The sequence below is a fragment of the Dehalogenimonas sp. 4OHTPN genome (assembly GCF_040448695.1).
Taxonomy (GTDB): Bacteria; Chloroflexota; Dehalococcoidia; order Dehalococcoidales; family Dehalococcoidaceae; genus Dehalogenimonas.
In genome coordinates, this window is record NZ_CP159307.1 from 844308 (window position 1) to 864844 (window position 20537).

A 20537-nucleotide genomic window follows, 5' to 3' on the forward strand; every position below is an offset into this window, starting at 1 on the left:
ATATTAGGCCTAATATGGTCGTCATTATATTATCTTGAACAGATATTCAATCTGTTCAGGGATGAAAGGGGCACCTATGGCAAAACGCGGCCTGATGTTTTCCGGAGTCGCAATCATCGCCCTGGCACTGGTCTGGTTGTACCTTATCTTCCCCGGGATGGCTAAACTTCCGGCGGACTATGAAAAAACATACCACTTTGATGGTTCAGTACAGATCGCAGGAGCAACCGGGGCGTTGAGCCCTCAGATTCCCACAAAGATGGATCGAGATCTAAAGGCGACGGATGTCAACGAATCCGACGCACTGATTATTCAGCAGGTAATAAAATTTATGACAGCCGATGGGCGACCACTGTCGACGCTTGATCCAAGACTCGCCGCCCTTGACTCAACCGAAACCTATGCTATTGATCGGACAACCCGGGAAAACGTAGCCGGCGGCGACAAATCCCGCACCGGTCAATTCACTTTCCCGGCCAATACCAAACAGGAAACATATCAGTTCTGGTCTGCGACCACCGGCACTGCGTTGTCTGCGGCTTTCGCTGGCGAAGAAGAAATCGACGGACTGAAGGTATATGTATTCAAGATAGATAGCAAGGACAACGCTTACCCTAATGCTGCTAACGGCGCGCCTCAGAAAGTTGACGTTGCCACCACTATTAAAGTGGAGCCTGTGTCCGGAACGCCTATTTTCACAACCACCAAGACTACCGTTCGGATGCAGGTAGCTGCTAATACTTTGATCCCGGTGCTGATTAATGAAAGCACCTTCACCCAGGCAACGGTAGATGAAGCGGTGGCGGAAGGTAAATCCAATCGCAGTCTCATCCTGTGGGCCAGCGTCTATGGTTTTTGGGCGGCCGTCGGATTGGGCGCGGTGTTGCTCGTTATCGGACTGGTAAAAAAGTAGAATTCACCGTTAGAAACTCGGCTGAAAGAGGGGGAGGCTCTACCGAGCCTCCCCCTTTGTTTTAAACGATAGCCGATACGATGGCGACAGCGTTCCGGCGGTCGTGCGACAGGCTGACCGCGAATTCGGTGATGCCGAGACTGCCCGCAATAGTCAAAGCACGGCCATGAAGCTTGAGTGACGGCCGGCCATCTGATTCCGACAGGATTTCAATATCGCGGTAGATTATCTTCCGGCAGCCGAGCGCCTTAACAGCGGCTTCTTTGGCCGCGAAGCGAACCGCCAAAGATTCGATCTTACCTTTATAGAGTTCTTTTTCCACCTGGGTGAAAACGCGGTCCAGGAACCCGTTGCCCCAGCGGGCGACCGATTCTTCGACGCGGGAAATTTCAATAATATCAACGCCCAGATACTGTTTCACCAATTTATTCTACACTTTTTCCAGGCGGACCGCGGCCACTTTCAACTCTGGAGTTCCGGATAACGGGTCGGAGGTCGGGTTGGTTATGATATTAGTGTTGGTCTCCGGGAAATGGAAGCTCATGAACACCACACCTGGTTTCAAACGACGGTTGATTCTCGCCTCGGCGGTCACCGCTCCCCTGCGGGAGGTCACTCTTACCACATCGCCGGGGGATATGCATAGACTGGTGGCATCGAGCGATGCTATCTCCAGGATTTCCCGCGGCTGAAGAGTCTTAAGACCGGTCACCCGCCGGGTCATGGTACCGGTGTGGAAGTGATACGGGCTGCGGCCGGTGGTCAGGATGAAGGGGAAATCAGCGTCCAGCTGTTCAGCGGGTGGAAGATAGCCGACCGGTTTAAAAATGCCCCTGCCGCGGACAAACTGTTTCGTGTGAAGAATCGGCGTGCCGGGATGGCCCTCGTCAGGGCACGGCCACTGCAACCCCACGTTTTTAAGTCTCTGATAGGTTATTCCGCCGTAAGATGGGGTTAGGGCGTGCATTTCGCTGAAAATTTGTTCAGGACCGGAGTAGTCGAATCCCTTGCCGCCCAGCCGCTTACCCAGTTCGGCGGTAATCCACCAGTCCGGCTTGGATTCACCGGCCGGCTGAATCGCCTGTCTGAGCCGCTGAACCCGCCGTTCGGTGTTGGTGAAGGTCCCCTCTTTTTCAGCGAAGCTGGCCGCGGCTAGAATCACATGCCCGAGTTCAGCAGTTTCGGTTCTGAAGATATCCTGGACTGCCATGAATTCCAGCTTTGAAAGCGTCCGCCGTACCCGGCCGCTATCCGGCTCGGATAGAGTCAGGTTTTCACCGACAATATAGAGAGCTTTGATTTTACCCCGGTCTATAGAATCCAGTATCTCCGGTACGGTCAGACCGCGCCGGTAAGGCAATTTCACCCCCCAGGCTGATTCGAACTTGCGGCGAGTGGCGGCATCGCTGACCTTCTGATAACCGGGATAGACATCGGGCAGAGCGCCCATATCGCAGGCTCCCTGGACGTTGTTCTGGCCGCGGAGCGGATTGACCCCACCGCCGGGTTTGCCGATATTGCCTGTCAACATCGCCAGGTTGGCAACAGCCAGGACATTATCGGTACCGTGAGAATGTTGGGTAATTCCCATAGCATACAGAATGGCAGACGGCTGGCTGGAGGCGTACAATCTGGCGGCCGCTTTAATATCCGCCAGCGGCACCCCGCATGTCTCGGCGGCCTGGTCCAGGCTGAAATCCGCCAGGGAGGCGGCAAGTTCCACGAAACCTTCGGTGCGTTCCTGGATGAAAGTATGATCGAGCAAATCTTCGGTGATGATTACTTTGCACATGGCAGAAAGGAGCATGACATCGCTGCCAGGAGTGTGCTGGAGGTAGATGTCGGCCCTGCTGGCCAGGGGCACTGGCACCGGGTTGGCGACGATCAACCGGGCTCCGTTCTTAATTGCCTGTTTCAGATCGAAGCCGATAATGGGGTGGCTTTCCGAGGTGTTGGCGCCGATAATGAAAAAACACGCCGCGTTTTTTAGATCCCCGATGGAATTGGTCATCGCCCCGGAGCCGAAAGCGGCGGCTAGCCCGGCTACAGTAGGCGCGTGGCAAAGCCGGGCGCAGTGGTCGACTGAATTCGTTTCCAGAACCGCCCGGGCTAGTTTTTGAATCAGGTAATTCTCTTCGTTGGTGGCCTTGGCCGACGAGATGACCGCTACCTCGGAAGGCTTGTACTGAGCCAGCCGTGAGCAGACGGTCTCCAGAGCTTCATCCCAGGGAACCGGCATGAAGACGCCGTTCTTCCTGACCTGAGGTTCTGTAAGCCTGTCCGGGTGATGAACAAAACCCGTGACACCGTATCGGCCTTTGACGCAGAGCCGGCCTTTAGAGACAGGATTCGAACTGTCGCCGGAGATGCTGACAATCCTGGCGCCTCTGGTTTTCAGGATCAGACCGCAGCCGACGCCGCAGTACGGGCAGATGGTGGCCTGCTCATTGTCAGCCAGGACGTCCAGTTTCGGCGCGAGCGCCGCCACGGGGCAGCGGACGACGCATTCGCCGCAGCTGCGGCAATTAGTTTCGGTGATCGGCCGGTCGGAGGCGGTGCCGACCCTGGAATCGTAACCCCGGCCGGTTATTTCGATAGCGTTATTGCCTGAGATTTCATCGCAGGCGCGGGTACACCGCGCGCAGAGGATGCAGTAATTGCGGTCAAGGCGGAAGAAAGGGTTCGAATCATCGATCGCCTGGACGCGGCTGCGGCGGGGTAACTGGCGGTCGGTGAAGCCGAGCCGCGCTGTAACCTGTTGGAGTTCACACCGCTGGTTCTTGACACAGGTCAGGCAGTCTAAAGGGTGCTCGGCTAGAATCAGGTCCAGCACTGCCAGGCGGGCGTCTCTTACCGCCGGGGTGTCGGTACGGACGGTCATCCCCTCAGCCACCGGAGTGGTGCAGGCAGTTGGCAAGCCGCGCATTCGATCGATTTCAACCACGCAGAGGCGGCAGCCGCCGTAGGGCTTCAAATCAGGAGAGGAGCACAGGGTGGGGACGTAAATGCCGGCCTCCCGCGCCGCCTCTAAAACGGTTTGCCCTTCAACGGCGCGGATCTCCCGTTCATCGATGGTTATTCTGATCATGACACGGCCACCGCGCCTAATTTACAGACATCGCGGCAAACCCCGCACCGATTACACAGTTTTTCGTCAAGGAGCACCGGCTGTCCCTTGGCGACAAAGCTTATCGCCCCGGCCGGGCAGGGTTTGACGCATTTGCGGCAGCCAGGGCATTTGTCGCTCACGATAGAATAAGTGATCAGAGCTTTACAGACTCCGGCCGGACACCGCCCTTCGTTTATGTGGGCTTCATATTCATTCAGAAAATATTTTAGGGTCGTCAGGACGGGATTGGGAGACGTTCCGCCGAGGGCGCACAATGATGAAATCTTTATCTGCTTGGCCAGTTCTTGAAGCCTGTCAATATCTGCCGGCTGACCTTCACCCCGGGTGATCCGTTCCAGGATATCGAGCATCTGCCTTGTTCCCAGCCGGCAGGGCGTGCATTTACCGCAGGATTCGGCCTGGACGAATGAGAGAAAATATCGGGCGACATCGACCATGCAATTGTCTTCGTCCATGACGATCAAGCCGCCCGAACCCATGATGGCGCCGGATTTTGCCAAAGACTCGTAATCAAGGCCGGTTGAAATCAAATTAGCCGGCAAACAGCCACCCGACGGGCCGCCGATCTGTACCGCCTTGAGAGGTTTGCTCTCGGCGATGCCGCCGCCGATGCCGTAAATGACTTCCGAGAGCGGCGTGCCCATCGGCACCTCAACCAGACCCATGTGATTGATGTTCCCGGCCAGGGCGAAGACGCACGTCCCTTTGCTTCTCTCCGTTCCAATCGCGGCGAACTTATCGGCCCCCTCGGCCAGTATGTAGGCTGCCATGGCCAGCGTTTTTACATTATTGATGCAGGTGGGTTTCCCCCAGAGACCGGAGGTTGCTGGAAAGGGGGGTCTGGTACGAGGCAACCCCCGCTTGCCTTCTATGCTCGCCATCAGCGCCGTTTCCTCGCCGCAGACGAAAGCTCCGGCGCCCTCTTTAATGTGAATGTCGAAATCGAAGCCTGAACCCATGATATTCTGTCCGAGCAAACCGTACTCCCGAGCCTGCGCCACGGCGTGTTTAATGGTGGTCACCGCCAGGGGATACTCGGCGCGGACATAGATGAAACCCTCAGCGGCGCCGATGGCGTGGGCCGCAATCGTCAGCCCTTCGACAACAGAATGAGGGTCGCCCTCCAGTATGGAGCGGTCCATGAAAGCGCCGGGATCGCCCTCGTCGGCATTGCATACCACGTATTTCGGCGTGGCCGCGGCGTCGCGGCAGTACTGCCATTTCTGACCGGTAGCAAAGCCGGCTCCGCCGCGCCCGCGCAGCCCGGATTTAAGAATCTCATCGATGACCGTTTGGGGAGTCATTGTCGAAAGAGCGCGGGACAAACCTGCGTAGCCGTTGCGGGCGATATAATGATTGATGCGCAGCGGATTGATATGACCGCAATTCCGTATAGCGATACGGTGTTGCCCCTTGAGCATCGGCATGTCATCGAAGGGTGTAATACCTTCGATTCGGCCGTCGCCGATTGTGCAAAGCGCCAGGTCAGGCCGCGGATTGTGATGAATTATATAATCTTCGATGATACGGCTGGCTTTTTCGGGCGTCATGAATCCGTAGCTGATGCGTGGTTGTCCCGGCAGGGCGATGTCCATGGTAGGTTCGGCATAGCACATGCCGAAGCAGCCTACCTGGGTCACCGTGGCTTTGATGCCCAGTCGTTCAAGCGTGGCGGTTATCGCTTCGTAGACGCTCATTGCCCCGGAGACCTTGCCGCAGGTCGCCGTGCCAATGAGGATATGAGGCGTTCGGCTTTCAATCAACTCCTGCCAGGAACGCTTGGCTTCAGCCTGGAGCGTGGTGAAAGCGGTCAATCCCGGCATGGGCACCCGGCTCCCGGTTTATGATTCGCTAATTCATCGATGATTTGCCTCGGGGAAGCGCGGCCGAAAATATCGTCGTTGATGATGACCACCGGCGCCAGGGCGCAGGCACCGACGCACGCGACGGTATCGAGCGAATACTCCCCTCCGGGAGTGGTTTCCCCCGGCTTGATACCGAGGTCGCGCTGCAACTCGGCTATGATCCTCTCGCCGCCGCCGACATGGCAGGCGGTGCCGCGGCAAACCTTGATCTTGTCCCGGCCTGGCGGCTGAAATTTGAATTGGGTGTAAAAAGAAGCCACGCTGAAGACCGTTGTTTCCGACAACCCGAGATGTTCTGCGGCGGCAGTGATAGCTTCCGCTGGTAAATAGCCGATGGCTTGCTGCAATGACTGAAGCAAGGGAATCAGATTGGACTGGTCGCGCCGGAAGCCGGCGAGCAGGCGCGGAATCTCAATTGAACTGGAGCCGAAGTCGGCGGCCATTTCTACCTTCCGGGCGGCAGGCCAACCCGCAATTTCATGTGAGGGACGGGTAATTATAGTCTTTCAGGCCATTTCACGGCAAACGAAAGCCGCAGCGCCCCCAGCCTGTAGAATTGACACCGATGGCCAGGAATGGGATAATAAACCTCTCAGTCGCCGCGGGGTGGAGCAGTGGCAGCTCGTCGGGCTCATAACCCGAAGGTCATAGGTTCGAATCCTATCCCCGCTACCAATTCTGAATATAAAGCCCCTCATTTGAGGGGCTTTTCTTTTTTAAGCCCGATATTGGGCTTTGTTAATTCTTTAGTATTAATGATTATTAATACACGAATTGATTTGAGGATTAATAAAAATAAATCGGTAGAAATACGAATTTACTGTTATCGGGAAATGCTGTAGGTTTCAAGTCGGGTCATAATTAATGTAATGCAGGGACGACGCAGGAAAACAATAAGAGGAGGGAAAAGTGAGCAGGTTTCATTCAACACTCAGTCGCAGGGATTTCATGAAAGGCTTAGGTCTTGTCGGCGCCGCCTCCGCGGTGGCGCCAGCTTTCCACGACATCGATGAGCTATCCGCTGCCCCCAATAACACCCGGAAGCGAGCCTGGTGGGTAAAAGAAGTGGATCACCCAACGGTGGATATTGACTGGCAGATGATGGCCCGGCATCACGGCTTTCACAGCACCCAGTCCGCCGCCATCGTCGCCCGGTACTTCGGTTTGTCGGATTACAATGCTCAAACCCTGCCCAGCACGACCGAACGATTAAAGAATAACGAGCCCGGATACCAGCTCCGCGATGTCGCCTTTTCCTCGGCGGCTGGCACCTGGGAAGGTCCGCTGGGTTTCGGGTTCGGTTCTTGGCGGGTTACCGGCGGTCCTTCATCAAACAAAGCATATTTGGGGTATCAACGCGTTTCAACGCCTGAGCAGTTGGGCGTCCCGAAGTGGACCGGCTCCGCCGACGAGGCGGCCAAAATGCTTCGTTCTGCCATGATCGCCTACGGCGCCTCCGATGTGTCTTTCGGTGAACTTCACGACGATCACCTGAAACTGGTCGGCACCCATGGCGACAATATCTCGACCGCCTTCTACCCGCCGAAATTCCCCCCGCCGGACACTGTTATCAAGCCCCAGGTATTCGAAGATGTACCGGTCGGCTATGTAGATGAAAAGACCGGCAAGCACGTGCTGCCGAGCAAGGTGCCCCTATATATCGTCACCTGGTCCATGCCCATGCCTCAGGAAATGGCCAAAACGGCTCATTCTCAACTCATGGGCGCCGCCAATACCAGCCGCTATCGCCGCGACGAGCACGTAACCTACTGCACCCTGGAATTCTTGCGGGGTCTCGGTTATCACGGCTACAGCGACACCAACTACCGCGCCATCCCTACCGGCGCCGACGCGGTGCTTCAAGGCCTGGCCGAGAACGGCCGTCACACCATTATGGCCCTCAGCCCGGAATTCGGCGCCTGGTGCGGCTTCTTCCACCTGATCACCGACCTGCCGCTGGCGCCCAGCAAACCCATTGACGCCGGTATGTGGAATTTCTGCCACAGCTGCGGCCAGTGCGCCAACGCCTGCCCCTCGAACTCTATCGAGCATAAAGGCGACCGGGAGCCTTCCTATGAACCTTACCCGTCATCCATCACGCCGAAGGATCCGGCCCTGCCGGGCCTGGGGTGGGACAAGCCGACCCCGGGCGAATCTGACTACTATAAAACCGGGCGGAAGACGTACTGGACCGATATGATCACCTGCTGGGGATACCGGCGAACGGTCGATAACTGTTTGCGCTGCTTCCCGTCCTGCGTCTTCAACAGCCCACGAGGTGCGATGGTGCACGACATCGTGAAAGCCACCGCGGCCAATATCGGTATTTTCAACAGCTTCTTCGCCTCAATGCATGAGGCGTTCGGCTACGGGGTGGTCGAAGGCGAAGAAAAAGAATTGTGGTGGGATATGTCGCTGCCGGCATACAACATCAACAGCATCGTCGGCGCCCAGCACGGCGGATACAAGTAAGGCCTGCCATAACAGTCAATATGGGAGAGGGGGCTGATTCCAATCAGCCCCCTCTCTTGTTTTCGCGACACGGCGTTTAATTAACGGTTAGTGTACTTCAACCCCACCGGCCGGCGCAGTCTCCAGTACAGGAACCCGCCGAGGGCCAGTGCCACTACGACCGAAACGATCAAGATGGTCGTCAAGTTGGATCCGGGTTTCGGTGTCGGTCCAACGGTTGCGGTTGGAATCGGGACAGCCGCCGTCGTCGTCGGAGGCGGCGGTTGGGCAATCGTCACCGACACTGACGCATAGACCGGCGGATTGAACGGCGTCCGGTCATTCTGCACTAATTGCACGCCGATGGTGTGAGTTCCGGGCGCCAGGTTGTTCCAGGTGTAGGAAGTGAGCGCGCTTTCGACATAAGTCCCCGGCGCGGTCAGTGCTGACTGGCCCGGTGCTGTCGGTATGCTGACATCGAGATAGTAGATCGCCCGTCCTTCGCCGGGGATGTTGGCACTCTGGCCGCTGATGAGTTTCAGGTTGCCGGCGCTGATTGAGACGCTGACGGTTCCCGCTTCGAAAGAGGACCCTGCCGCCGGGGTATTGATCTTAAGTGTCGGCGGTGGAGGCGGCGGCGGCGCCGGGGCAAACAGGGCGAAGGCAGTGAAGTGAGACACCGATGCCGTGACGGTGTTAGCCTCCGTATCCACAACACCGGTCAGCATCACCCACTGGGAGCCGTTCCACCAGGCGATGACCAGATCGACTTCGCGGGTCCCCGGCGGCACCTGGGCGTCGGTGTACTTGAAGGTCATCGAGATGGCCGGGTTGAAGGTGACGCCGGTCGGGCCCATTTCGTAAGCAAAGACCAGTATGTTCTTATCCGGGCTCGCCGGAGGATCGGTCAAGGGCACCGCCGAAAGGAAGGGCTGCGCCGCGCCGGCGGCGTTCCAGACAAAGGTGCCGATGGGAATGTTCAGGGTGAGCGTTCCGTCCGGTGTGGCCACGGTACCGGCGGTGATGGCCTTGCCGTTGCCATCCATCCAAGGGGAGGTGCCGGCAAGCCCGATACCAACGAGCTGGGACCCGAAGCCTCCGCCTCCGCCTCCTCCACCACCGCCGCCCCCCGCGGAACCAACTGTCGAGCCAGAAACGACTACCTCAGTATCTTCGGCCAACAGATGAGTTGTTGGGATAAAGAGTAGAAGAGCGAGTGGAATAAATAACCAATAAAAGAAACGTCTAGGATTCACTCACCCGCTCCACCAAGATCGTACCAAAATACGAGCCCAATATTTCTCCTCGTATGTTAACGGTAATAATCCCATTTGTTTTGGGTTCAATAGTCGGCGTGAAGTTGAACGTTACCACTTGCGAAATCGTACCCGTAACCCGTACAGATATGATCAACTTATGGGCATCAGGGTTGGTGACCCCAATTGTAAAAGAGGCTTTATCCCCTTTTTTATTGTCCCGAGATCAGCTAATTCATCGGTTATTTTACCGAGGACAATGTTCTCCCCGATTATGACCTTAACATCCTGCTCGTGAAGAACGGTGGGTTTAGTTGGAATATTTTCAGTGGGTGCGCTAGTATTTTCGGTACTACCGGTCACACACCCGGTGATACCCATCATGATGAATAGCAACATCACGCTTAAGAAGGTGTATTTGTTGACCAACCTAACCTCAGTTCAAATAGCTTGGAAGGAGAGCTGAAGCTCTCCTTCCAAGTAAAACAAGCTAGCTTATCGTTAGAGTGATCACTATGTCGTCCCATACTCCAATAGTGCCACCCGTGGTTGCTTTAAGATCCCATTCATCGTTCTCTAACATAGTTGCCGTACCCGAAATGGTATACGCTTGACCAGCACCTGAAGTACCAGGCGCGGTGATCGTAATTTTTGACGTAACTCCGTCCATGTATTCTAGCTTCGTTAAGCACCCAGTTACATAAGCAGCGGTTGTATTTGCAACTGTAACTGTCACAGTAGAATCATATGTAGCAGTGACAACCCCTGTAAGCGTTTTTACGCTCGAAGCGGGCATAGCGCCGAATTGAGCGGTCGTCGAGATTGTGTAGGAGGACGCAGTGCTACCGGTCACAGTAGTATCAGCAGCAGAAAAAGTTGGCATTACCATGATTGCTAGAAGGGCAAAACAAAAGGCAATAGATACAATTCGTTTTTTCATGTCAAATCCTTTCTTTAGGAGTAATGTTTTGTTCATTAAGGAGTTTTTCAGTTGCCCCAGACCGACCGGCTTGTGCGATGTAAAAAGAGCGCGCCCAGGGGCACAACTTTGAGATGGATTTGCGCACATAATACTCCTTTCGCCAAGAGGTTACAATACTTAATCGGTATGAATTTAAAAAGATATTAAGGAAAAACGACAAAAGTCGCTTGACAGGGGAAGGGAACACGTGTGCTACAATAGCATCATGAATGAAAACAGCAGCCCGTCTAAATTTGATCCTTTAGCTAATACCCCGGTTTCCCTTGACACATCAGCCGCTTGGCAGCGCGAACGCGCTGCCAACAAACAAGCGTCGCCTCCACCAGGGACAATACAAGAATCAGGCTGTCCACCACGGCAGCGTGGTGGACAGCCTGGCAACCAGAATGCTCGTAAACACGGATTCTATGCTGAACATATGAACGCCCGTGAACGCCGATTGTTCGAATCAGCCTCAGAGTTGGGTGGTACTTCCCAGGAAACCATTCTCTTACGCTGCAAACTGGCAGAAATGCTGAGAGCGGCTAAGCCTGACGTCGCTCTTATCGCCCGTCTCATCAACCTAATCAACCGTCTTGAGAAGGATCGTAAAATAACCGACAACAACGCCGGTCAAGGTAGAGCGGAAAAAGCGAGTAAGATCTTAAAATGGATGGCTTGGTGTCCGCGTGGAACCGAAGGGCGCCATTGTGGACGCTATGAAGAAGGTCTAAGGCTTCAGCAACAAGGCGTAGACATCGGTGCGTTGACAGGCACCCCTGGGGATCCTTGGAGTCCGGAATATGTAAATGGAAATGATTCGACCTAAGAAACGAAAACCACGTTTGTCTCAAAGCTGGCTTTTCTAATTCGTTCCTTAAAAACTCATTCGAAGTGTTCTAGCGAAATTGCCCTTGCAGTTGGCTTTACAACTTGTCTTCCATCAAGTTAAAATTGAAACTGCGCGGGTGTAACTCAGCTGGCAGAGTGCCTGCTTCCCAAGCAGGTTGTCGCGAGTTCGAATCTCGTCACCCGCTTTTTCTTTTTTCTGAGACAATCCCCAGCCAGTAGCTGACCAATTCCTTCAGCCTGCGGTAAAACTCCCGCGGCCTGCTGATCACCGAGATAAAATACACCGGATTATGCCGGAGCATGAACCTCACCCGGCGCGCGGCGTAAGATTTGCGGTAATTCGCCAGCGTGCTGTTCAACAACTCGCGGGATACCTGGCTGAAACTCCGCCGCATGCAGTCGGCTGCAAAATCAGACCAGCTTTCCAGGGTTTCCGGTATCTGGATGAGAGATTCACGGCGGCAATACTCGTAAAGGTCGGTTCCGGGGTAGGGAATGAACTTGAGTAACAGGCAGGGCGGATAATCCAGCCGGCGAATCAGGTCGAGGGTGGCCTTAAAATCAGGTTCGGTCTCACCGGGGTAGTCGTAGTTAACGTATAGCGTGGGGACGATGCGGCGGCGAACCAGCCGATGAAATGTCCGCTCCACCGCGCTGATGTCGCCCTTGCCGATGAAGTCCCGGAGCCTCGGACTGCCGCTGCCGACATCCAGCAACACCGAGGTACAGCCGGCTTTGGCCATCAATCGGGCCGTCTCGTCATCAAGCTCCCGGGAAACAGGCAATCTCCAGGGCAATTTCAGGCCGAGGCCGATTAACGCCTGACAGAACCGGCGCAGGTTGTCCGGGTTTCCGGTTAAACCCACTCCGGACAGATAGACGCTTTTCACACCGTGGTTCCGGGCGAGGTCCTGCATTTGTCGGGCGAGGCGGGATGGAGTCACAGTCTTACCGGCATCACCGGCGGAGTCGCTGAAAAAAGTACAGGCGTATAGCCCGCCGCGGGCGGTATTTAAGTTGACGTCAGGATAGCGCCGGACATCGGCCAAATGCCATGCCGGGTCAGGTAAACCATCAGGATCGATATTAGCATCGGGTGGGTTGACCGCCGTCGCGGCTGAAGTGCCTTTAAACCCCAATCCGCGTATCGCTGAAAAATCTTTCCCTTGTTCGATGCATGAAGCGAGTTCATTGACCGGCTTCTCGGCGCACCCGATGACGATAAAATCAACAAATTCTTCGTGCAGGGTTTGATTCGGGAAAACGGTAGGATGGCAGCCGATCCAGACAATCTTGACGTTGACGATGGCCTTTTTCAGCGATTGAGATCTGGCTGCGGCGTCGGCTATTTCCGGCCCTGTGCCGACATAAAAAACCGCGATCCCAGGATTGAATGCGGCTATCTTGTCATGGTCAGGATCGGGGTTGACGTTATAATCGGCGCATGTGATTTGGTGGCCGCTTCTTTCTAAGGTCCCGGCGACTGACAGGAGTTCATCTGGGAAATCAGCATACCCGGGCGTACCATGGTAAGCTCGGGATGGAATAATCAGAGCGATTCTCATCGGTTGGCTGCAGGATCCCTGCTAATAAAAATATTACCCTAGCTATTGTCAGCTTGAGTATCGCTATGATTGAATGCTGAGCAGGTAACAAACTGGTCGGAGAGAATTTCTGTCGCTTGGCTCGGACTGATTTGAACTTTGACCGGGATACCCTCGATGAAAGCTCCGACTCGGCGCATGAACTCGGGATTACGGGCTCGGGCATTAGCAAAGTAGGCGTAGCGGAATGCCGCATCCCAATCGCCCAACTGCGAAGCTGCTACAGCGGCGGCGAACGCAGCCATGTCGGTTTTTTCAAGCAGGCTGGCGCAATTGAACATCTCAACCGCAGCCTGAGGTGTCCCGGCTTCGATAGCCCGGTACATTCGGACTTCAAGGCTCGTTTTTTGTTCTTCATCCGGATCAGGATGCCAGGCCAGGCAGCCGCCATTGCAACGGCCTTTTTTAAAATGGACGCATTCGATGCAGGCGGAATAGCAGCCACCATGCATCATTGTTTGATCAAGGTGTTTTCGAAACCATTCTTCGAGGGCTTCCTCTGATGGATAATCCATTAGTTTGATCCTGGAAGCTTTGGACAGGGCGAAGCAGCGGATTACCTCCAGTTCCGGGGTGACATCCAGTACGGGGTCGCACGGGCCCATGCCGGAAGTGGTTTCGGGATGAAACTGCCTTACCCAGGCTAACTGGGAGTCCGAGAAAAAACATAGCGGCAAAGGGCAATCAAGCGTACCTTCGACACCAAGTCTGGCTGCTTCCTGTAGCATTGAAAAACAGCGGTCTGACAGGAGGCCGAAATCCGTTGCCGGGACGATCTTGGATTCACAGCCTTTAATTGGGTTGGCTACAGTCCAGGTGAAATGTCCCAACCCGAGACGATGCGTTAAGCTCGGAATAAACGTTGGGTCGAAATCCAAGCGCCAGACATTAAAACCGATTGATACTTTGAAACCTTTTCGCATCGCGTTTTCGACATTGTTGATGACTTTGGTGAAATGCTTGGGGTTGCGGTAATCACCTGGCTCATTGACATTGAACACCAAAGCGGCGTCCTCTGGGGATAAATTATCGAGTATGTCCTTGTTAAAAACACCGCCTGTTAAAATGCGTAGAGACGTTCCGGGGCACTGTTGCCTGAATATTTTTACGATGTCCGGCAGTTTGGGATGCAGGAACGGTTCGCCACCCAGTAAAGACAGGTAGGGGAGCCGTGAAGCGCGAGCCCATTTGGCGAACAGCCCAATATTATCCATGGAGATCAGTCCCTGCTTTCGGTCTTCCCTTTCGGCTGCTTCGAAGCAATAGGGACAGGAGTTAGAACATTCCCGAATAAGAACGAGATTCATTTACGGCTCCATCTGATGTATGGGGGTAAACATGTTTAAGCCTCAAATATCCTTACATAAAGAACATCATATCACAGGACCAGCTGTATCGAAGCGGTTGTTCTCCGCGGACGAATTCAAGGGAAGCGTTCGTCCGCGGGGATCCATTTTTCAATGTCTTCAAATCGAGAAGCGGCGATCGAGGTTCAGGATTATACGACCGTCTTTGAGTTGCCCGAACGAGACAGCGAGAGGACATCAGGATTGACGAGTTTCTCCCGCTGCTCTTTAACTACCGTCCGATGGTAATTGTGTACCTGAGCCTGGTACTTCCACAAACCCTGGAGTTCCTTTAAAAACTTCAAGGGATTCTTGAAGATGATCCAAAAATACGATTTATCGTGTTTCAGTGTGAAGCGGAAACGCTGCATTGCATAGGTCGTCGACCATTTGAGAACCGCTGCTTCAATTATTTCCTGCGGCACTTCGCAAAGATTAGCCTTGTGACCGTAATATTTGACGTACTCCGGCCACTCTTCAAGGGTGGTGGGGACTTTTATCAGATTGTGTTCGACGCAGTAGTCATACATAGCCGACCCGGGGAATGGTACATAGCGATGGAACATGTAGTAAGGTCTGTCCAATTTCTCCGTTAGGAATCTTTGGGTAGTCTCGAAATCCTCTACGGTTTCGGTCGGCATTCCGTAAAGAATGTACACCGAAGTGCGGATTTTGTATTTGATAAAATTCCAGAAGGTTGCCGCCATTTGCTCTGCGGTGACATCTTTTTTTATGAACTCCAGCATTCTGGGGCTGCCGCTTTCGATGCCTAAACCGATATCAACGCAACCGCTTTTTGCCATTAATGCTATATCTGCCTCCGAGAGGTCAGCCCGGGCGTCGCAGCTCCATCTGATCTTGCGCTTGCGGGTGATCAACAAATTGCAGATCTCGCGCAGGCGCTTTCGGTTGAAGGTGAAGTTGTCCTCATTAAACCGGATATATTTGATTCCATAAGTATTCTGAAGGTGGTCTATCTGTTTGATTATCTTTTGGGCGGAGACCCAACCGGTGTAGCCTTGATTATATGATTTGTTATAACAAAAAGTGCATTGATTGACGCAGCCACGTGAAGTGTTAAGTCCCGGAGTGGAATATTTTTTAACATCGATTAGATGCCATGCAGGATCGGGCAACGCTTCCAGATCCTTGATGAACGGTCGCCGCTCATTTATAACCGGCTGGCCGTTTACTTTGAAGCCCAAGCCCTTGATCTCTGTTAAGGCCGGCGTTCCCGTTTCTAGGTGCTGCACCAGTTCCAACATGGTGAACTCCCCGGCGCCGACGGCGACGTAATCAATGTATTCCGGAGCTACCGTCTGTTCTGGCAGTACGCTGGCATGGACGTCCCCCCAGACGATCTTCACCCCAGGCAAAAGTGCCTGGAATTCTTTCGACAACGAAATCGAACCTTCCATGTTCGGTCCCGCGATTACTGAAAAACCTATTAGCTGGGGATTAAAAGCTACAAAGTCCTTGGCCTTCCGGAAATCAACGAATCCATCCCAGACTTGAACGCTGTGGCCGTGCTGTTCCAGCACCGCCGCTATTGACAACAAGCCGTAGTCAAATGTTGTGTACGCATTGGAATTGTAATACTTGATATAGTCCAGGGCAGGAGCATTAACCAGGAGTACTCTCATCTCATTTTGCCTTTCTATAACTGGCAAGCATTCTCAACGGGCGACGGCGGCAGCCGATTTGGTATATTCGTTTGCTGATTTGGGAGCCTCGGGCGCCGCCAAAGTCTTTTTAACGACTTTGTAGTAACCGTTCACTTGGATGTGGAACTTGGCGAGATCCCAGAGCTCACGAAAAAACTTCTTCGGGTCGGTTATGGCTGTCCAAAAGTAAGCTGGGTTATGTTTGAGGGTGAAACGGAACCGCTGCGCCGCGTAGGACATGCGCCACCGGGCGGCTGCTTCCGCCATAATATCATCCGGCACTTCTGAAATATTTACCTGATTGGAAAAACGCATAAGATAGGGAGGCCACTCCTCGATTCTTTCCGGCAGATTTACAAGACCATGATCAACACAGTATTCAAATAAAGCGCTGCCCGGGAAAGGAACGAAGCGGTTATACATGTAGTAAGGATTGTCGAGTCGCTTGAGCATTTCATGAGTGGCTCCAAAATCTTCGAGTGTTTCGGTTGGGAAGCCGTACATGATATACACCGATGTTCGGATCTTGTATTTGACCAGGGTCCAAAAAGTCCTTTCCATCTCGGGGATGGTGATGTCCTTCTGGATAAAATCAAGCATACGCTGGCTGCCGTGTTCCAATCCAAGACCGACGGCAGTACAGCCTGCTCGTTTCATCAAGGCGACGTCCGATTCTGACAGATCGGCGCGTGAGTCGCACGACCAGCTGATTTTTATTTTACGGTCGATAATCATTCGGCAGAATTCGCGCAAACGTTTACGGTTAAAGGTGAAATTGTCTTCGTTGAAGCGGACATGTTTCGCCCCGTATTCTTTTTGAACGTGCTGGATCTGTTCGATGATGCGCTCTGCTGGCAAATAGCCGATATAATCTTTGTTATAGGATTTGTTGTAGCAAAAAGCGCAGCGGTGAGCGCAGCCGCGGGAGGTGTTTAAGCCTATACCTGAGTATTTCTTTACGTCCACCAGATGCCAGGCCGGGTCAGGCATGTCTACGAGGTTCCGGATAAATTCACGTTTCTGGTTGAGGACTATTTCACCCTCGCGCCGGAAAGCAAGTCCTTTGATCTCATCGAGCGCCGGGGTACCGATTCTAAGGTGTTCCAAGAGTTCGAGCATGGTGTATTCGCCGGCACCGATGGCAACAAAGTCAACGCAGTCCTCAAGCAGTGTTTGGGTTGTCATGATCGATGGATGGACGTTACCCCACACAATCTTTGTTTTCGGCAACAACGATTTAAATTCACGCGATTGGATCAGTGATCCTGCCAGGTTTGGTCCCGTTATAACTGAAAAACCTATGACATCAGGATTGAAATCGACGAAGTCCTTCGGTTCACGGTCGTCGACGTACCCATCATAAATCTGCACCTGGTGGCCGTGGCGTTCGAGGAATGAGGCGATATACAACAGGCCGTTGGGCAGGTTGGTATATGCCTGATAATAATGGCGGTAGGCTTTATCCGCTGATGTTACGAGCAGGACTTTCATCAGGATATCTCTCCCCCTCGGGTAACTTGTTTGGGTTGCAGGCGGGGATTATCCGATCCGCCGCTGGACCTATTCTTCCGCACAAGCTTGGATAGCCATGACTGAGAGCCGTTGGTCGGATCGAGAATTATATCGATGTAATATTTCCCGAGGTCCCATACCGACCGGAAAAATTCACGGGGCCGCTTTACAGCATCTAAGAAAAAGGCGGGATTATGACGGAGCATGAAACGGACCCGGCGTGTAGCATAGCTGCGCCTGAAATCCGACATCGCTTCATCCATCTTTTGTTGAGGTACTTGGGACAAATTAATTTCGTTGGCGCACTGAATGGGGAAGTTCGCCCACTCTTGAAGTGTCCGTGGGGTCTTCAATAGCCCGTGTTCGAGGCAGTAATCAAAAAGGACGGTACCCGGGTAAGGCACAAATTTCATATACAGATATGGCGGGGAGTCGAGGCGCTTCATGAACGCCAGGCTCTCGTTGAAATCCTCAATCGACTCGGTCGGGTACCCGTACATCATGAAAAGGGTGGGAATAATATGATGCTTTACAAGTAGCCAGAAGCTGGATTCCATCTCTGAGACGGTACCTTTGTTGATGAAGGAGAGCATCTTCTGGCTGCCGGTCTCGATTTCAAAGAGCACGGAGGTGCAACCAGCCTTTTTCATCAGCCGGACGGTTTCTTCATCAAGAGCGCCTGATACCGGGGCATTCCAAGTGATTTTCCACTTCTTATGGATCACCAACCGGCAAAACTGATGCAGCCTTTCACGGTTAATAACAAAACGTTCACCGGAAAAATAGATATGCTGGATGCCGTACTCTTCGTGAAGCATCTCCATTTGGGCAACGATCCGTTCTGCCGAAAGGTCGCACATATTGCCGCCGTAGAATGTGGGATCAGAACAGATGGTGCATTTGAAAGGGCAGCCGCGTGAAGTATTCAAGGTCACATCAGAATATCTATTAACATCGATAAGATGCCAGGCTGGATCCGGCAGGCTATCCAAATCGGCCATAAAGGGTCGTGGTTCATTGATGGTAATCATGCCGTCGCTGTTTTTAAAAGCCAGGCCTTTTATAGAAGAGAAATCGGTAGAGTTTTTCTCCAGATGATCTGCAAGTTCGGCAATAGTGAGTTCACCAGGCCCTATCACGGCATAATCGGCGCACGATTCCTTTAGCACCTCTGCAGGGTAGGCGCTGGCGTGACGGAAGCCCCAAGCAATCTTTACCCCGGGGATCAGGTTTTTAAAGTCAGACGACTGAGTTAATGCATCGGTGATATTCGGGCCTGTGGCGACGCAAAAACCTACCAGCTGGGGATTATAATCTAGAAAATCTACCGGGCGCTTTTTATCGAGGTTGCAATCGACGAGCTTGACCTGATGACCGCGGCTCTCAAGCATACCCCCGATAGACAGCATTTCATCAGGGAACTTGGTATATCCGGGAATAGTACCGTAAGACCGGGATGGAATAACAAGAAGGATCCTCATCGTTTTCACTCAAGTTAAGCATACACCAGGTGGCGGGATTCCACTGCTGGCGCCAATTCGGCGGCATCTAGTTCGGCCTCAGTCGGGAAAATGCTTTTCACTCCGAACTCCCGCGGCTCCGAACCTTTGTATGCGTAAACATTATTCAGGTGCTTCGAAGCTGCCTCCACTGCCCGGTCGACCTCATCTGCCGTCGGTCTTCGCCACGGATTATTTCCAGCTTTGAAATAGGCATCAATCTGGTAGCGGATGTTCTTATCAACACTTGCGATGAATTTCGCGATTTGTTCTATCTCCTGATAATCGATGTAGCCTGGAATGAGCACCGTCTCAGCCATCATCGGAACACCTGAGTGGAATATTCTGGGGAAGTTTTCCAGGATAGTTTTGTTGGATTCGCCGGTATACTCACGGTGGAGGGTTTCGTTAAAAGCTTTCAACCCGACGGCGACTTTGTCAAAATGTCTCAGATCAGGCATGACAAAGGCATTGGTCAGGAGTACGTTGGTAGTTCCAAGATGCCTGTGAAGCGCTTCAGCGATGGACGGCATTTGGGGATCCAGCGAAGCCTCCTGGCCTTCAAAGAGTACCCACTTAGCTTCCAAACCAACCAGTGTTTCGATGACGTCGTTAAGTGCTATGAACCGTTCCGGAGCCGCCGCCAGACCCCTGGGTTCCGCCAGGTGCAGGTGCATATTCCGGTCCAGCATGAAGTCATAGACCACCTTCTGGCAGACGCAGCCTTTGCACTTGATATTGCATCCCCAAAAATGAAGGTAGGCCTGCTTGGTAGATTCAGCAAAAGCGATGTTGTAGACGTTTGTTTGCATTATTCCCTCTTATCCAATTAAGTTCGGCAAGCCCGGCGGTGAACCCCGATTACACCCAGGGCTGCCCACGGGAGGGGTTCCACAGTACCTTCCAAGCCGGCTGAGTCGCGCAACCAGCTTTCCCTGGTTTCCCCCACCGCAGAGCTTGCCGCGATACCATTCGCTTATTCAGAGCCCACGATTAAACGATAATGAATAGTAATTAGATTCTGACTGGTGGCTGCATTTTGTCGTCCAGATCCGATCAGCCTGTATGACGCAAGCTGCGTCCAGCGAGGTATAAGCAAACGGCAGTCGCATGACGAAAGGCTTTTCCGGGTCGCCGATTTCGATAGGTGTATTGGATTTGAGCCTAGAGGTTATGGATGGCTGGACTGTTTTCATGACAACTGACTCCTCGGTTCGGTCGGCCTGATAAGGTCATGAGTTAGGCTATTGACGCCGGGTTTGAGGCAGACAACCATGCTCCGATGAGGCAACAAAAATCTGTCTCTGACACGCTGGGGTTTTTGTTTCCTGGCCAGCCTGCAGGCTAAAGCGGCCGCTGATCCAATTGCATGCTCATTAGCATCCCGCAAGGTTTTGGTGAGTCTATTAGCCGATCTTAAGAAAGTCCGATCTTCCTTCCCATCCTGATATCCACCAACACATTTCGATTTCTTAATCACGGGT

General features: G+C 53.3%; 16 protein-coding genes and 2 tRNA genes. 5 read left to right on the plus strand and 13 right to left on the minus strand.

All coding sequences use genetic code 11. The features are described 5' to 3' along the window. The first annotated feature begins 76 nt into the window (after positions 1-76). A complete protein-coding gene (locus ABV300_RS04425; protein ID WP_353715314.1) occupies positions 77-913 on the plus strand; it encodes a porin PorA family protein in 837 nt (278 codons plus the stop codon). 61 nt (positions 914-974) lie between these two features. Here the strand turns inward: ABV300_RS04425 and acpS are convergent, their stop codons facing one another. The 4 genes from acpS to ABV300_RS04445 are packed head-to-tail and all read right to left on the minus strand — an operon-like array spanning position 975 to position 6351. After that, positions 975-1334 (minus strand): holo-ACP synthase, encoded by a 360-nt coding sequence (gene acpS, locus ABV300_RS04430; protein ID WP_353715315.1) that lies wholly within the window; start codon positions 1332-1334, stop codon positions 975-977. A gap of 9 nt (positions 1335-1343) precedes the next feature. Beyond that, positions 1344-4001: a formate dehydrogenase subunit alpha gene (fdhF, locus tag ABV300_RS04435; protein WP_353715316.1), complete on the minus strand. Its 2658-nt coding sequence runs from the start codon at positions 3999-4001 to the stop codon at positions 1344-1346. Next, positions 3998-5866 carry an NADH-quinone oxidoreductase subunit NuoF gene (locus tag ABV300_RS04440; protein ID WP_353715317.1) on the minus strand — a complete coding sequence of 623 codons (1869 nt, stop codon included), beginning with the start codon at positions 5864-5866 and terminating at the stop codon, positions 3998-4000. Before ABV300_RS04440 ends, fdhF begins: the two co-directional genes overlap by 4 nt. Continuing rightward, on the minus strand, positions 5854-6351 hold the full coding sequence (locus ABV300_RS04445) for an NAD(P)H-dependent oxidoreductase subunit E (RefSeq protein ID WP_353715318.1): 498 nt from the start codon (positions 6349-6351) through the stop codon (positions 5854-5856). Before ABV300_RS04445 ends, ABV300_RS04440 begins: the two co-directional genes overlap by 13 nt. Before the next feature lie 157 nt (positions 6352-6508). On the opposite strand from ABV300_RS04445, the gene ABV300_RS04450 reads away from it, so the two are divergent. Together ABV300_RS04450 and ABV300_RS04455 are read left to right on the plus strand one after the other, a co-directional pair. Further along, positions 6509-6583, plus strand: a tRNA-Met gene (locus ABV300_RS04450). A gap of 234 nt (positions 6584-6817) precedes the next feature. After that, positions 6818-8380: a reductive dehalogenase gene (locus tag ABV300_RS04455; RefSeq protein ID WP_353715319.1), complete on the plus strand. Its 1563-nt coding sequence runs from the start codon at positions 6818-6820 to the stop codon at positions 8378-8380. An 80-nt stretch (positions 8381-8460) separates the two neighbouring features. Here the strand turns inward: ABV300_RS04455 and ABV300_RS04460 are convergent, their stop codons facing one another. From ABV300_RS04460 to ABV300_RS04470, 3 genes are all read right to left on the minus strand, one after another. Then, the gene (locus ABV300_RS04460) at positions 8461-9540 is read right to left on the minus strand and encodes a hypothetical protein (RefSeq protein WP_353715320.1); all 1080 of its coding nucleotides are present in this window, start codon (positions 9538-9540) and stop codon (positions 8461-8463) included. A gap of 228 nt (positions 9541-9768) precedes the next feature. Next, positions 9769-10044 carry a hypothetical protein gene (locus ABV300_RS04465; protein WP_353715321.1) on the minus strand — a complete coding sequence of 92 codons (276 nt, stop codon included), beginning with the start codon at positions 10042-10044 and terminating at the stop codon, positions 9769-9771. Between the two features lie 61 nt (positions 10045-10105). Next, positions 10106-10555, minus strand: coding sequence for a hypothetical protein (locus ABV300_RS04470; protein WP_353715322.1), 450 nt, complete (start codon positions 10553-10555; stop codon positions 10106-10108). Between the two features lie 247 nt (positions 10556-10802). Here ABV300_RS04470 and ABV300_RS04475 point away from each other — a divergent pair, with 247 nt between their 5' ends. Then, on the plus strand, positions 10803-11405 hold the full coding sequence (locus ABV300_RS04475) for a hypothetical protein (RefSeq protein ID WP_353715323.1): 603 nt from the start codon (positions 10803-10805) through the stop codon (positions 11403-11405). A gap of 135 nt (positions 11406-11540) precedes the next feature. Continuing rightward, positions 11541-11613: transfer RNA gene (locus ABV300_RS04480), tRNA-Gly, on the plus strand. Here the strand turns inward: ABV300_RS04480 and ABV300_RS04485 are convergent. From ABV300_RS04485 to ABV300_RS04510, 6 genes are all read right to left on the minus strand, one after another. After that, positions 11605-12993 (minus strand): radical SAM protein, encoded by a 1389-nt coding sequence (locus tag ABV300_RS04485; protein WP_353715324.1) that lies wholly within the window; start codon positions 12991-12993, stop codon positions 11605-11607. The two genes, ABV300_RS04480 and ABV300_RS04485, sit on opposite strands and share 9 nt — an antisense overlap. Positions 12994-13031: 38 nt before the next feature. Continuing rightward, complete coding sequence (locus tag ABV300_RS04490) at positions 13032-14339, minus strand: radical SAM protein (protein ID WP_353715325.1); 1308 nt, start codon at positions 14337-14339, stop codon at positions 13032-13034. Positions 14340-14530: 191 nt separating this feature from the next. Further along, positions 14531-16021: a radical SAM protein gene (locus ABV300_RS04495; RefSeq protein WP_353715326.1), complete on the minus strand. Its 1491-nt coding sequence runs from the start codon at positions 16019-16021 to the stop codon at positions 14531-14533. Positions 16022-16054: 33 nt separating this feature from the next. Beyond that, complete coding sequence (locus tag ABV300_RS04500) at positions 16055-17533, minus strand: radical SAM protein (RefSeq protein ID WP_353715327.1); 1479 nt, start codon at positions 17531-17533, stop codon at positions 16055-16057. Continuing rightward, a complete protein-coding gene (locus ABV300_RS04505) occupies positions 17533-19035 on the minus strand; it encodes a radical SAM protein (protein ID WP_353715328.1) in 1503 nt (500 codons plus the stop codon). The genes ABV300_RS04500 and ABV300_RS04505 overlap by 1 nt, the downstream gene beginning before the upstream one ends. Before the next feature lie 14 nt (positions 19036-19049). Beyond that, positions 19050-19865, minus strand: a complete 816-nt coding sequence (locus ABV300_RS04510) for a radical SAM protein (RefSeq protein ID WP_353715329.1) — start codon at positions 19863-19865, stop codon at positions 19050-19052. Between the last annotated feature and the right edge of the window lie 672 nt (positions 19866-20537).